The organism is Microtetraspora fusca, assembly GCF_001570365.1.
Lineage (GTDB): Bacteria > Actinomycetota > Actinomycetes > Streptosporangiales > Streptosporangiaceae > Microtetraspora > Microtetraspora fusca.
The window spans coordinates 89,055-102,733 of record NZ_BBYK01000051.1; the positions used below are offsets into that span (position 1 = coordinate 89,055).

The 13,679-nt window shown below is 72.4% G+C and carries 11 protein-coding genes; all 11 read right to left on the reverse strand.

All coding sequences use genetic code 11. The features are described from left to right. Nucleotides 1-5: 5 nt before the first annotated feature. On the reverse strand, nucleotides 6-785 hold the full coding sequence (locus AWQ68_RS21330) for an electron transfer flavoprotein subunit beta/FixA family protein (RefSeq protein WP_066942875.1): 780 nt from the start codon (nucleotides 783-785) through the stop codon (nucleotides 6-8). 410 nt (nucleotides 786-1,195) lie between these two features. Beyond that, nucleotides 1,196-2,542: a serine/threonine-protein kinase gene (locus AWQ68_RS21335; RefSeq protein ID WP_066942877.1), complete on the reverse strand. Its 1,347-nt coding sequence runs from the start codon at nucleotides 2,540-2,542 to the stop codon at nucleotides 1,196-1,198. A 72-nt stretch (nucleotides 2,543-2,614) separates the two neighbouring features. Continuing rightward, the gene (locus tag AWQ68_RS21340) at nucleotides 2,615-4,573 is read right to left on the reverse strand and encodes a serine/threonine-protein kinase (RefSeq protein ID WP_066942879.1); all 1,959 of its coding nucleotides are present in this window, start codon (nucleotides 4,571-4,573) and stop codon (nucleotides 2,615-2,617) included. Nucleotides 4,574-4,585: 12 nt separating this feature from the next. Next, on the reverse strand, nucleotides 4,586-6,775 hold the full coding sequence (locus tag AWQ68_RS44295) for a serine/threonine-protein kinase (protein ID WP_066942881.1): 2,190 nt from the start codon (nucleotides 6,773-6,775) through the stop codon (nucleotides 4,586-4,588). A 126-nt stretch (nucleotides 6,776-6,901) separates the two neighbouring features. Then, a complete protein-coding gene (locus tag AWQ68_RS21350) occupies nucleotides 6,902-7,414 on the reverse strand; it encodes a YbaK/EbsC family protein (protein WP_066942883.1) in 513 nt (170 codons plus the stop codon). Continuing rightward, complete coding sequence (locus AWQ68_RS21355) at nucleotides 7,415-9,088, reverse strand: flavin monoamine oxidase family protein (protein ID WP_245656019.1); 1,674 nt, start codon at nucleotides 9,086-9,088, stop codon at nucleotides 7,415-7,417. Nucleotides 9,089-9,097: 9 nt separating this feature from the next. Beyond that, the gene (locus AWQ68_RS21360) at nucleotides 9,098-9,940 is read right to left on the reverse strand and encodes a M55 family metallopeptidase (protein WP_066942886.1); all 843 of its coding nucleotides are present in this window, start codon (nucleotides 9,938-9,940) and stop codon (nucleotides 9,098-9,100) included. Next, nucleotides 9,937-11,214 (reverse strand): DUF6395 domain-containing protein, encoded by a 1,278-nt coding sequence (locus AWQ68_RS21365; protein ID WP_066942888.1) that lies wholly within the window; start codon nucleotides 11,212-11,214, stop codon nucleotides 9,937-9,939. Before AWQ68_RS21365 ends, AWQ68_RS21360 begins: the two co-directional genes overlap by 4 nt. A gap of 2 nt (nucleotides 11,215-11,216) precedes the next feature. After that, entirely contained in the window at nucleotides 11,217-11,597 is a 381-nt protein-coding gene (locus AWQ68_RS21370) for a hypothetical protein (protein ID WP_066942890.1), read from the reverse strand. A 142-nt stretch (nucleotides 11,598-11,739) separates the two neighbouring features. Then, on the reverse strand, nucleotides 11,740-12,513 hold the full coding sequence (locus tag AWQ68_RS21375) for an enoyl-CoA hydratase/isomerase family protein (RefSeq protein WP_066942892.1): 774 nt from the start codon (nucleotides 12,511-12,513) through the stop codon (nucleotides 11,740-11,742). Between the two features lie 62 nt (nucleotides 12,514-12,575). Continuing rightward, nucleotides 12,576-13,670 carry a glycosyltransferase family 4 protein gene (locus AWQ68_RS21380; RefSeq protein ID WP_066942894.1) on the reverse strand — a complete coding sequence of 365 codons (1,095 nt, stop codon included), beginning with the start codon at nucleotides 13,668-13,670 and terminating at the stop codon, nucleotides 12,576-12,578. Nucleotides 13,671-13,679: the final 9 nt, after the last annotated feature.

Here is a 13,679-nt window from a genome sequence, read left to right on the forward strand (position 1 = left end):
GCCCCTCAGATGAACTTCTTCGACGCGAGGAAGTCGGCGGCCTTGACCCCGCCGTCGCCCTCATCCTTGACAACCGTGCCCGCGGCACGCGGCGGGGCGGCGGCGAACTCGGCCACCTCGCTGTAGGCGGCGGCCAGGCCGACGGCCGAGGCGTCGACGGAGGCGTCCGCGATGCCGAGTGTCTCGACCGGCTTCTTCTTGGCGGCCATGATGCCCTTGAAGGACGGGTACCGCGGCTCGTTGATCTTCTCCACGACCGAGACGACGGCGGGGAGCGTGGCCTCGACCTTGTCGTAGCCGTAGTCGGTGATCCGCTCGATGGCGATGGCCGAGCCGTTGACCTCGACCTTGCGCGCCAGCGTGAGCTGCGGGGCGCCCAGCCGCTCGGCGAGCATCGCCGCCAGCACGCCGGTGCGGGCGTCGGTGGACTCCGAGCCGAGGATGACCAGGTCGAACCCGATCTTCTTCAGCGCCTGGGCCATGGCGTACGAGGTGGACAGGGCGTCCGAGCCGTGCAGCGCGTCGTCGCTCAGGTGGACGGCCTTGTCGGCCCCCATCGCGAGCGCCTTGCGGATGGTCTCGGTGGCCTTGGCGGGCCCCATGGTGAGGACGGTCACCTCACCACCGTGAGCCTCCTTGAGCCGCAGCGCCTCCTCGACCGCGTACTCGTCGAGCTCGTTCACGACGCCGTCGACGGCGTCCCGGTCGAGCGTCTTGTCATCGGACCGCAACTTGCGCTCGGTCGCAGTGTCGGGGACCTGCTTCACGCAGACGACGATGTTCATGGCCGGTGGCCGACCTCCCGTTTCCGTACGGCTCTACGCTGGCCGCGCATGGGGTATGCGCGCCCCGCTCAGACTGCCAGGTGCCCGTGAGCTGGATTACATCGGGTGCTTCGGGCGCGAGCGGATCGCCCGATGCTCCCACATGTTACCCACGGGTAGTTTCGCTGCAAACCTCCAGGATGTACGGCTCCGCCCGGTGTGCTCTTCGTCACCAAGCGACCCGCTCTCCCACCATACCGAACTTTGTTCCACGGCCTTTGGCGGGGTGCGCTGTGCTTATTTGCCGAGCTTCGCTCGGCGGGCTCGGGGTGCCCTTGAGGCGATGTCTTCCCTCGTCGCCCGGAGTCGCTCGTCCCTCGCTCCCCGCTCGCTTCTCAGTCCAGACACCGCGGCGCCCCTCGCGTCCCAACTCAGCTTGCGAGCGCGATGATCGTGAGGAGGAAGAGGACGCCGCCCACCGCGAGTAGCAGGGTGAGCGGGCTGAAAACGCTGCTCAGCACCGCCCACAGCGCGACCACGCCCGCCCCGCCGGCGAGATCGACGAGCACCCTCGTCCGCGACTTCGCCAGCAGCCCGAACCCGGCGTCGATCAGCACGCCCAGGCCGTACAGGACGAGGATCAGCAGGGAGACCTCGGGGAGGTACTGGCTCGACGCGGCGGCGACCAGCCCGGCGAAGACGCCGGCGCCGATCACCCAGCGCCTGCGGAGCCGCTCCCGGTGGCGGGCGCGCGCCTCCTCCACCGACCTGAGCCGGTTGTGCACCCGCCGGGGCTTCCACTCCCGGGTCGCCTCGCCGGTGATCGCGGTCGGCACCGCGTCCCTGTCCCTGACGTGGCCTTCGTGATGCCTGTGCGGCGGCCTCCCGTCGCGCCTGTCCGGTCCCCTGTCGTGCCGTACGGGGGCGGCCGGCAGCGGCACCGGGGGGGACGGGACGGGCGGCGCGGCGGCGGCGGCGACGGAGGGGGCGATCGAGTCGAGCCGCGCCACCAGCTCGGCGGCGACCGGCCGACATCCCGGGTCGTCCTGAAGGCACTCCCGCAGCAGGGGGGCGAGCCAGTCCGGCACCCCCGACAGGTCCGGCTCGTGGTGCACCACGCGGTACGCGACGGCCGCCGGCGGTCCGCTCCCGTACGGCTGCCGCCCCGAGGCGGCGAAGGCGAGCGTCGCGGCCCAGGCGAACACATCGGCCTCCGGCCCCGCCTCCGCGCCTTCCAGCACCTCGGGGGACAGATAGCCGGGGGTGCCGACCACGGCACCGGACGCGGTCACCGACGCCGCGTCCTGTGCGCAGGCGATGCCGAAATCGATCACGAAGGGCTCGTGGTCGGCGAGGATCACGTTGGCCGGCTTGAGATCGCGGTGGACCACGCCGGCCCGGTGGATCGACTCCAGCGCCTCGGCGAGACCGCGCGCGAGCCGCAGCAGGTCCTCGCCCTGGATCGGCCCGTGCGAGGCGAGCACCGAGCTCAGCGGGCGGCCCTGGACGTACCGCGTCACGATGTACGGATACTGCCCGCTCAGGGAGGCGTCGAGGACCTCGGCGATGTGCGGCCCGCGCACCCGGCGCATGGTCTCGACCTCGCGGGCCAGCCGGGTGAGGGCGAGCGAGTCGGCCGCGACGTGCGGGTGGAGGACCTTGACGGCGACGGTCCTTCCCTCGGTGTCGAGCGCCAGGTGGACCTCGCCGAAGCCGCCCGCCCCGAGCTGGGATAGCAGGCGATACGGCCCGAGCTGACCACCGTTCGGCGACCCCATCCCGCTCCCTTCGCCCCTCCCATTCCATGGTGCCCGGCCGGTCCCAAAGGACTCTCTAAGGACTGGTTAGGTCTAGAAAGGAAGAACTGCCCCACTGATCCTTTTCGTGATGTCCCCGATCAGTCCGCCGATCAAGTTGACGACGGTGTCCTGGCCCTTCGCCTTCAGGCTGCGGACGACGTCGTCGATGGCCACGGACGGCGGGCGCCACGGGGCCCAGGACGGGTCGGCGGAGAGCGCCGTCATGACCGCGAAGAACGCCACCGTGCCGACGACGAGCGCGACCACCATGCCCGCGCCGGGGCTGCGGATCGCCCCGGTCAGCGTGCGGGCGACCGCCTTGCGCGGCGCGCCTCCGCCCGGGAGCAGGAACAGTCCGGCCACGAAGGCGCCGGCCGCGAAGGCCGCGGCCGGGTCCGTGCCCATCTTGCCCATGTAGACCAGAACACCCCACACGCACATGCCGAACATCGCGGCGAGCGGCACCTGCACGAGTGTCGCGAAGGCCGACTTGATCAGCGCCCACGGCGTGCCCAGCACAGCGAGGATCGGGTCGGCCCCGCTGCTGCCGCGTACCGACCGGCGCGCGGCGAGGTCGCCGAGCAGATAGTGCGCCACCCGGAGGCAGAGCGCGGCCACGATCGCGAACAGGCTCACGGTCACCGGCAGGACGCACGCCAGCGCCACCAGGACGGTGAGCAGCAGCCCGGCCAGGATGGGGTGCCCGGTGCGGTAGCGCGGCCGCTCCTGCTCGGGCGCGTACGGCCGGGCCTGCGCGGACGGGCCGGTCGGGACGGGAGGCGCGGTCTGGGTGGCGGGCGGCGCGGCCTGCGGGGGCGGGAGGACCTGCGGCCCGGCGCCCGTGACGGGAGGCGGCGGATAGCCCGCGACCCTCTGGTCCGGGAACGGCGGCGGGTAGGGCGACCCCGGCTGGTACGGCGGCGCCTGCCCCGGCGGGTACCCGGTGAGCGGCGGCGGGACGATGGCGGCCGGCGCCTGCCTCGGCTGGCGCGGCTCCCTGCGCGGCCGCTCCGGCTCGACGTAGTTCACCGGGGGCAGCAGGTCGGAGTAGCTGTCGTCGTCCCGTACCCCGGACGGCCTGCCCTGCGCGGCCGGGGCGGCGGCGTCGTCCAGCACCCGGGTGCCGTCCACCGGCGTGTTCCCGTTCAGCGCGGACGCGTCAAGGATCTTGGTGCCGCCGTCGCGGGCGACCTCGCGCAGGACCGTGACGGACGGGTCGAGGGCCCGGGACAGCCGCAGGAGCGACGCGGCGGTGGGACGGGTGCCGGCGTCGGTGGCCAGCGCCTTCCGCAGCCAATCGTGCAGCCACGGCGGCGCGAGATCGATCTGCGCCTTGCCTTCGAGGATGTTGTAACAGACCGACTCGAACGTGCCCGACCCGAACGGCGGCTTTCCGGACACAGCGAAGAAAACGGTGGCGGCCAGCGCGTGGACGTCGGCCGCCTGGGTGATCTCGGTGTCTCTGATGATCTCGGGCGCGAGGTAGCCGGGCGTGCCGACGAACATGCCCGTCTGGGTCAACCGGGTGGCGTTCACCAGGTGGGCGATGCCGAAGTCGATCACCAACGGCTCGCCGTCCACGAGCATCACGTTCGCCGGCTTGAGGTCCCGGTGGATGACGTCGGCGGCGTGGATGGCGACCAGGGCCTCGCACAGACCGCGGGCCAGCCGGATGACGCCGTCGTCCGGCAGCGGGCCGTCTTCGAGGACGGCCTGCTCCAGCGTGCGCCCGGGGGCGTACCGCGTCACGATGTAGGGCGTGTCGCTGATCAGGTCCGCGTCGAGGACCTCGGCCACGCGCGGGCTGCGCACCCGCCGCATGGTCTCGACCTCGCGGGTGAGCCGGTCGCGTGCCTTGAGGTCGGAGGCGACATGCTGGTGCAGCACCTTGACGGCGACCTCGCGCCCCTCCTCGTCCAGGCCGAGGTGGACCACCCCCATGCCGCCCTCGCCGAGCTGGCGAAGCAGCCGGTAAGGGCCGATCCGCTCCGGAGCCTCAGTCGCCGACATGTCCGTCCCCCGTCACTGATTCCCTGCTTTGTTACGCAACTGGTTCAGGTCCTGCACCACCGAGGGCACGTTGACGGGACCCATGAAGTGTCCCCCTGTCTGTTTACCCATCAGCCCGGTGAGCGCAATCGCCGTCACCACCGCGGCGACCGCTCCGGCCCCCCAGGCCAGCGCCGCCGCCGAGCTTCTCGTCGGCAGCAGCGACGCGATCGTGCGCCGCATCTGCCTGCTCGGACCCTCCACTCCCGGCCCCGCGCAGACCGTCCACAACGCCACCGCGATCCCCCAGCTCAGCGCGTCGAGCGTGGACATCTTGGTGACCAGCACGGTGAGCAGCAGCGTCACCGGAAGACCGAGGATCAGCGCGTACGGCACCAGCGCGATCGTGATGCCGACCGACTTGATCAGCGCGTCGGGCCGGCCGAGCACGCGCACCACGTCCGTCGCGGCGGCCGCCGGCGCCCTGCGCGCGTTCAACTCGGGCTGCGCGATGTCGGCGGCGCGCAGCAAGATCGTTATCGGCAGCGCGATCACCATGACGAGCAGGGGCGCGATCACCGTGAGGGCGACCACCAGGAGGAGCAGCATCGCGGCGGCCACGCCGTACGCCTTGGAGCGCTGGAGCGGCGTGGCGGGCGCGGAGCCGGAGGCGGCCACCGGAGGCGGCGGCACGCGCATGGTCGGCTGGAAGGGCGCGGGATGCGGCTGGCCGACCTGCGGCGTCTGCTCGTAGATCTCGGGCGCCTGCTCGAAGAGCGCGTGCGGGCCGTACGCGCCGCGCAGTTCCTCGGGCCGTACGCGGCGGGTGGGCACGTCGGTCTCGCCGGTCGCGGGCGCCCAGGGCGTCCCGGACGGCGGCGCCGCCGGGCTCGCCGGGTTCGCCGCCACGGGAGGCGGAGTCGTGGACGGAGGCACGGCGTGCGGCGTCGCGGACGGCGGCGTGGTGACCGACGGCGGGGTCACGGCGGGCGTGGGCGACGAGGCGCGCGGGCCCGTCGTGGGTGCCGAAGCGGCCGCGCCCGTCGGCGGCGCGTACCGCGTGGGCGCGTCGTCCGCGCCGGTCGCGCTCGTCGCTCCCGTGCCGGACAGGCCGGCCCGGCGCAGGTCGTCGCCGGTCACCCGCACGGTCGGGAACGGGTCGCCGGCCCCGCCGGGCGACGCGCCCTGGTCGAGCAGCGAGACGAACTCCTCCGCGGGCGGTTGGGCGGGCACCGGCTGCCCGGGATTCGCGGGCGGCGCGGCCTGCGTCGCCATCGGGTTCGCGGGCGGCGCGGGCCGCGTCACAACGGGGTTCTCGAGCTGGGTCTCCGCGGGCGGCCCGGCGGCGCCCGCGACGGGCACCGGACGGCCGGTCGTCTCGTCGACGTTCGGCACGGTGGTGATCTCGTCGGGCACGCGCACCCTGCCGGCGCGCTGCATGAGCTGGGTGACCTGCCGGCTCAGCTCGGCCGCGGTCGGACGCCTGGCCGGGTCGCGCTGGAGCGCCGCGCGCAGCACCGGCTGGACCAGCGCGGGGGCCGCGCTCACGTTGGCCTTGCCGGAGGTGATGTTGTAGAAGATCATCTCCAGCGTGCCCTTGCCGAAGGGCGGCAGGCCGGTGGCGGCGTAGAGCAGCGTGCCGCCCCAGGCGTGCACGTCCACCTTGGGCCCGGCCTCGTGTCCCTCGATGATCTCGGGCGCGAGGTAGCCGGGCGTGCCGATGAACATCCCGGTCTGGGTGAGCCGCGTCGCGTCGACGCCCTGGGCGATGCCGAAGTCGATCAGGACCGGACGCCCGTCGAGCATGAGGACGTTGCCCGGCTTGAGATCGCGGTGGATCACCCCGGCCGCGTGGACGGCGGCGAGCGCCTCGGCCACGCCGGCTCCCACCAGCAGCAGGGCGTCCACGGGAAGCGGGCCGTCCTGCTTGACGACCTCGTCGAGCGGGCGGCCCGGCACGTAGCGGGTCACGATGTACGGCCGGCGGCCGGTCACGTCGGCGTCGAGGACCTCCGCGATGTGCGGGCTGCGCACCCGCCGCATGGTCTCGACCTCGCGCGAGAGCCTCCTGCGCGCGAGGTCGTCCTGGGTGACCTCCGGGCGCAGGACCTTGACGGCCACCTGCCTCCCGTGCGGGTCCAAGGCGAGATGGACCACGCCCATGCCGCCTTCACCGAGCCGCCGCAGCAGCCGGTAGGGGCCCAGTCGGTCGTCCTGAATCATGGCGTAAGCACCATACCGACTAAAGCACCGCCCATGACTGAACCAACGCGCCACATTCCTGCTCGTGACAACGTATGGCGACGGCTCCCGGTTTCCCATCCTGACGCAAAATGCGAACGGGAACGGTCACAGGGCGAGGGGGAGCACCTCCGCGCCGGTCGCCTCGACCAGCGCCTTGCCCGACAGCGCCAGCTTGGAGCGCCGCACGCCGCTGCCGATCACGATGAAGTCCCGCCGGGTCACCTTCTCGTCCACGAGCACCGGCCAGTCCGCGGGGAGGCCGATCGGGGTGATGCCGCCGTACTCCATGCCGGTCAGCGCGACCGCCTCCGCCTGGGGGGCGAAGGAGACCTTGCGCACGTCGAGGTGGCGGCGCACCACGCCGTTCACGTCCGCCCGGTCGTCGGCGAGGATCATGACGGCGGCGTACCGGACCTCGCCGCCGCGCTTGCCCGCGACGATGACGCAGTTCGCCGAGTCTTCCAGGGCCACGCCGTACCGCTCGCAGAACTCGGCGGTGTCGGAGAGCTCGGGATCGATCTCGGCGACGTTCAGTTCCACGCCGGTCTGCGGCACCGCATTCGCCACGGGGGCGGCGAGCAGGTCGACGCGGTCGGTGGCGGGCACCCAGTCGAGCATCTACGACTCCTTCAACACACGGTCGTGCAGTTGGGTGACCACATTACGGGCCGACTCGAACGAACCGGCCTGCCATGCGATGAGTTGGGTGAGCCAGTCCCCGGCGAAGTAGACCCGGCCGTCGGGTTTCTGCAGGTGCGCGAACCCACCCTCGTACGACGGCCAGGCGACCCAGCCACCCTCGATGTACGGCTGCCGCTGCCAGGCGATGGAGACACTGGAGAGGAGCCCCCGGCCGTACTTCTCCCCGTGGATCTCCGCGCCCCCGGCGAGCGCGCGCCGCCGCCGCTCCGCGTGGGTGAGCCGCCCGTACGCCTCGGCGTTCGCGCCGGTGTTGTAGTAGCCGACGACCAGGCCGCTCCGGCCGTGGAAGCCGTACGACGGGTACCAGATGTGCTGAATGTCAAGGTCGGTCTCGGTCACGCCGCCGTAGATGTGGTCGTCGTCCTCCCACCAGCGCGTCCGGTACTCCAGCCCGATCTTTCCCGTGGACACCGGCTTCGGCGTGGACAGCGCGTCCACGCTGCGGCGGTCGAGGTTGCCGGGGATCCGCGCGAGGATGTGCGGCGGCAGCGCGGCGACGCAGTAGTCGGCCCGGATCGACCCGCCCTTGTACGCGACCTCCACGCCGTCGGGACGGTTGGTGACCCGGGTGACCGGGGCCGAGGTGCGGATCCGGTCCGCGCCGACCGCTTTGACGAGCCCGGTGACGATCGCGTCCATGCCCCCCACGGGCTGGAACATCGGCATGGCCTGGTCGTAGGCGAGCCCGAAGCTCACCGGCCGCCCGATCCGGTAGCCGAGCACCTCGCTCAGGGACGGCGGCGCCCCCGCGGGCTCGCCCCTGCGCTCGCCCCCCGTGTACGCGTACCGGTCGCCGATGTCGCCGAAGGCGGAAAGGAAATCGAGCAGCAGCTCCTTGTCCTGCGCGGTCAGCCGCCGGTCGAGCGCGCCGTCGTTGGTCGCCTTGGCCAGCAGTTCGCTGATGTAGCCGTAGGTGTCCGCGCGGGCGGTGCGCGCCCGCATCGCGGCCTTCATCCCGCTCGTGTAGACGTAGGCGCTGGGGTTCTCGTTGACGAACACCTCGATCGGGACGCCCAGCGCCCGGCAGTAGTCGAGGGTGATCATCCACTGGGCGATGCGTCCGGGGCCCGCGTTGAAGTAGACGTCCTCGCCGAAGGTCGCCTCCTGGGTCGCCCCGGAGATCTCGGGAAGCCGGTCGCCGCGCCGGAGCGTGAGGTTGCGCCCGCCGACCCGGTCACGCGCTTCCAGGATCGTGCAGTCGTAGCCCGCCTTGCCCAGCTCGTACGCGCAGGCGAGCCCGGCGACGCCCGCGCCGAGGATCACGACCGTGGCCCCGGCCCGGCCGCTCAAGGAGAAGTCGGACTTCCGGGGCGGGGTGTAGTCCCTGGTCTGCCGGTCGGGGGCGAGGCCGAGCGCGCCCATCGCGGCGTACATCGCGCCCGCGCCGCCGGCCGCGCCGAGGCCGACGAGGAGCCCGCGCCGGGTGAGCGTGCGGCCCCTCCCCCCACCGACCGGTAAGCCGGCCGGTGAGCCGTCCGGTGAGCCTTTACCCGGCCCGCCGGGTAAGCCGCCGCCCGGTCCGCCCGGTGAACCGCCGCCCGGTCCGCCCGGTGAACCGCCGTCCGGCACGCCGCTGTCCGCCGTCGTCACACCATCGCCTCAGCCGTAGATGCCGCTGCCGCACGCGACCGACCCGGCGATCATGGCGAAGATGCCGAAGAGCGCCATGATCTCGCGATAGTCGTCCGTGCTGAACTCGGTGTGCCGGGGGCCGACCTGCCGGGTGCCGGGCACCAGCCCGCAGCCCGCGGCGATCGCGGTCGAGTTCCATTCGACCCCCAGCGTGTACGGCGGAGCCACGACGTACGGCCGGAAGTCGGCCAGCCTGCCGATCGCCCGCGTCGCCGCCTCCCTGATGCGGGCCTGGGCGACGCTGGGCGGCAGCAGCTCGGCGGAGAAGCGGTCCACGCCCTTCTTGACGGCCACGGTCTCGACGTCGCCGAGCAGCTCACGCGCCTCCTCACACACCGCCTCGTCGCCGGTGATCAGCGCGACGGGCACGCCCATCGACCCGGCGAACCCCGCGACCAGCCGGGTCTCCCCGCAGATCTCGCCGTTCAGGTAGACGTTCTGGATCTCCTTGCCCATCCAGGTGTGGTTGAGCACGCCGTGCTGGACGCCCGCCCGCGCGTGGTACCCGGCGAAGCAGGCGGCGGCGAAGTCGGGAGTGAGGCCCTGCCCCATCCGGTGCGGCTTGCCCGGCCCCCGGATGAGCGTCGCCCTCAGGTCGATCAGGTCGATCCGCAGGTTCTTGGTCGAGCCGTGGGCGTCGTTGATCAGCACGGACTCGGCTCCGGCGTCGAAGGCGCCCGCGACGACGGCGTTGGCGTCGCCGGTCATCAGCTCGCAGCCGCGCTCGTACCCACGGCCGCCGGCGTGCATCTCCTCCGGGTCCGTCAGCCCGGTCACGCCCTCCATGTCGACGGAGAGATAGATCTTCACCCGATCCCCCAGTTCTCCACCCGGGCGCACTCGTCCGGGGTCATCAGTCCCACGCCTTCCATGTACGCGGCGACCCGCTCGCGCCAGGGCTCCGGGATCTCCTCGATCGCGGGCGGGTAGCAGTGGTCCAGCCAGCGGGTGGACTCCTCCGTCGCGCCCAGGAGCTCGGCGGCGCGGGCGAACGGCGTGCTCTCGATCCCGGGCACCCGCGCGCAGCCGTACTCGATCATCTCCTGCCCGCCGTACGGCGGCGGCTCCTGCCACTTCCGGGCGACCGCGCTCTTCGCGGTGAGCGTGGTCGCGAGCGGACGACGCTCGACGGCGGCCTGGATCAGCTCCTTGTACAGGCACTTGCCGCAGGTGCCGCAGGGCCCGTCGCCGGAGCCGCGCAGGCACCAGCGCACCAGGTCGCGCAGCTCGGATTCGAGCGCGACGCGCATGGTCACGGCCTCGCTGACGCCGCCGACCGGCAGCACGACCGGCAGCCCGGCAGCCGCGAACACCCGGCCCCACATCCCTTCCGGCGCCCACATCGGATTGTCGGGGGTGTACCTGTGCAGGTACCTGTCGCCGCCCAGCCAGCGGGACCCCAGCTCGTAGCCCATGGCGATGCCGCCCAGGTCCAGCTCGTCGGCGAGAAGGAGCGCGCCCGCCGCGACCGCGTGATGCTCGGGATAGCCCGGCCGGGGGTAGGCGAGCAGGAACTCCAGGTCGGATCGTACGACACTCAGCTCGCGCTCTGTCCGCGCGGCGAGCCGGGCGAGCACGTCGGCGCGGTAGTGCGTCCACCGGTTCGGGACACGGGGGTGGCTGATGCGCCGGAAGTGGACCAGCGGGGCGTCGGGCAGGATCGCGGCCACCGCGACGGAGTCCGCGCCGCCGCTGTAGGAGATCGCCAGCCGGCTCCCCGTCCTCGGCCGTTCGCCGACCGGCCCGGCCTCGATGCCCCAGCCGTCGAGGATGGCCTCGGCGAGCTCCGGGGAGATCGGCCGGTCGAAGGTCACCCGCCGCCGCGTCCACGGCGCCGCCACCGTCCAGGCCGCCACCGCGAGCAGGTCCGGGTGCACGTACGGCTCGCCGCGGCGCGCGTACGGCGCGGCGGGGCCGGCGGGCGGGAGCCGTACGTGGCAGGAGTTGGTGCGCAGCTCCATCCGCTGGCCGTCGGTGCAGACGCCGGTGGTGGCGTCCTCGGGATCGAGCAGGAAGGTGAGCCGCCAGACGCGCTCGCCGATGCCGTCCCGCGCCTGCTCCTCGGCCGTCCAGGTGACGCGCACCGCTACTCCGCGTCCGCGGCCACGGTCTCCCGGGCCCGCGACTCGGTCCGCAGCTCAGCCCGGAGCGCGTCGATCGCCTGCCACACGAGCATCTCGTTCTGCAGCAGGCGGTCGAGGGCGTCGGCGGTCTCGGTCGCCAGCCGGTGCGCGTCGGTGCCCTTGGGGTCGGGCGCGGGGGCCTTGGGCGGGGTGATGATCGCCTGCCTCATCCGGTCGACCTCTCCGCGCAGCGCCGCGACCTCCTTGCGCAGCAGCTGGACCTCCCACAAAGCGTCCTTGACGTCCTTGCGATGCTCTGTCTTGGTGACGTACCGGGCGTCTATCCGGGAGCGCACCGCCCGTCGGAGCCGGGCAGGGATCAGTGCGCGTATGACGAACCGCATAAACCGACACCATAGCGGCAAAGTCTCGCAATTTTCGGAGTCTATTTATTTGCCCGCCGGCACCGACTTATCTCGCTATTTGCGCAAGGCTCCGCACCCGCTCCTCCCTACCGGGCGAACGGGTGCGGTCCCGGCCTTCTGATCAGCGGCCGGTGAACTTCGGGCGGCGCTTCTCCGCGAACGCGCCCATGCCCTCCTTGGCGTCCTCGGTGGCGAACAGGCCGGAGAACTGGATTCGCTCGATCTCCAGGCCGGTGTCGAGGTCGGTCTCCAGGCCGTGGTCGATGGCCTGCTTCGCGGCGCGGATCGCCACGGCGGGGCCGCCCACGAAGGTCGCGGCCAACTCCAGCGCGGCGGTGTAGACCTCGTCGTCCGGGACCACACGATCCACCAGGCCGATCGCCAGCGCCTCGGCCGCGTCCACGTGCCTGCCGGTGTAGATCAGGTCCTTGGCCTTGGCCGGGCCGACGAGCCGGGGCAGCCGCTGGGTGCCGCCCGCGCCGGGGATGATGCCCAGCGTGATCTCCGGCTGGCCCAGCTTGGCGCTCTCCCCCGCCACCCGGAAGTCGGCGCAGAGGGCCAGCTCGCAGCCGCCTCCGAGGGCGTACCCGGTGATCGCCGCGATGACGGGCTTGCCGATCTCGGCGACGGCGGTGAAGCAGGACTGCAGCGCACTGGAGTGCCGCGCCATGTCGGCGTACGACATGACGGCCATCTCCTTGATGTCGGCGCCGGCCGCGAACACCCGCTCGCCGCCATAGATGATCACCGCGGCGACCATCGGATCGGCGTCAACGAGCCGCGCGCACTCGGCGATCTCCTCCTGGACCTGCCGGTTCAGGGCGTTCATCTTGGGCCGGTCGAGCCGGATGGTCGCGATCTGGTCGATGATCTCAACGCTGACGAACTCGCCCATGACACCGTCGTCCCTTCGGTTAGCCGACACGCATCGCCACTCGTTCCCGTGGCGTGACCACCCTACGACCGTGCCAGCGGAAGATCGTGGGGTGATCCGGTCCGGCGACCCCGGACGACCCGGTGATAGACGTGCTCGTACGCCCTGACCATGACGGGGACGTCGAAGTGGCGGGCGACGTGGGCGCGGCAGACCGCCGGGTCCAGGCTCTCCACCGCCTCGACCGCCGTGGGCAGCTCGGCCACCCTGCCCCGGACGAACCCGGTCACCCCGTCCGCCACGATCTCCGGGACCGACCCCCGGCCGAGCGCCACGACCGGCGTGCCGCAGGCCATCGCCTCGATCATCGTCATGCCGAACGGCTCCTCCCACTGGAGGGGGAAGAGCAGGCAGCGGGCCTTGGACAGCAGCTCGCGCTTCAACTCGGCGTCCGCCTCACCGACGTACTGCACCCCCTGGCCGAGCCGCGGCTTGACGTACGCCTCGAAGTAGGAGTGCTCGATCTCCTCCGAGCGCTTGCCCGCCAGGATGATGCGGCGGCCCACGGCGCGGGCGACCTCGATCGCGAGATGCGCCCCCTTGTCCGGGCTGAACCGGCCGAGCCAGAGAATCCAGTCCTCCTTGAGATCCCGGAACGGGAAGGTCGCGACGTCCACCGCGTTGTGCACCCGGCCCACCCAGTCGATGTGCGCGCCGCGGGCGCGCTGCGCCGAGGAGATCGCGACCAGCGCCACGTCCGCGCCGAGCGCCCGGTAGTAGTCGCCCATCTCGCCGGTGACCACGCCGTGACAGGTGACCACGGTCGGCGCGGCCCGGCTCCCCGCGCCGAGCGGGCCGGCCAGCGAGTGGTCGTGGACCACGTCGACCACGAGGTCTTCGAGCATCCGCTCCACCTTGGCCGCGTGCAGCACCTCCGGCATCGGGTCCCCGATCCGCTGCGACGGCGGTTGCTCGTACGTGCGCAGGTCCACTCCCCGCCCCGCGCCGATCAGGGTCACCTGGTGGCCGCGCCGTACGAGCCCGGCGACCAGGTCGGCGACCATCGACTCGATGCCCCCGTAACCGCGCGGCGGGACCTCGTACCAGGGCGGCGCGATCATGGCGATCCGGAGGGGGGCGGGTCCGTGTCCCTTCCGCCGTAGATTGCCCGCTTCCATCTCCCGCCT

Bases quoted from the DNA above. Each gene is read 5' to 3' on its own strand.
- AWQ68_RS21330 (WP_066942875.1), bottom strand. From the start codon at position 785: ATGAACATCGTCGTCTGCGTGAAGCAGGTCCCCGACACTGCGACCGAG.
- AWQ68_RS21335 (WP_066942877.1), bottom strand. From the start codon at position 2,542: ATGGGGTCGCCGAACGGTGGTCAGCTCGGGCCGTATCGCCTGCTATCC.
- AWQ68_RS21340 (WP_066942879.1), bottom strand. From the start codon at position 4,573: ATGTCGGCGACTGAGGCTCCGGAGCGGATCGGCCCTTACCGGCTGCTT.
- AWQ68_RS44295 (WP_066942881.1), bottom strand. From the start codon at position 6,775: ATGATTCAGGACGACCGACTGGGCCCCTACCGGCTGCTGCGGCGGCTC.
- AWQ68_RS21350 (WP_066942883.1), bottom strand. From the start codon at position 7,414: ATGCTCGACTGGGTGCCCGCCACCGACCGCGTCGACCTGCTCGCCGCC.
- AWQ68_RS21370 (WP_066942890.1), bottom strand. From the start codon at position 11,597: ATGCGGTTCGTCATACGCGCACTGATCCCTGCCCGGCTCCGACGGGCG.
- AWQ68_RS21375 (WP_066942892.1), bottom strand. From the start codon at position 12,513: ATGGGCGAGTTCGTCAGCGTTGAGATCATCGACCAGATCGCGACCATC.
- AWQ68_RS21380 (WP_066942894.1), bottom strand. From the start codon at position 13,670: ATGGAAGCGGGCAATCTACGGCGGAAGGGACACGGACCCGCCCCCCTC.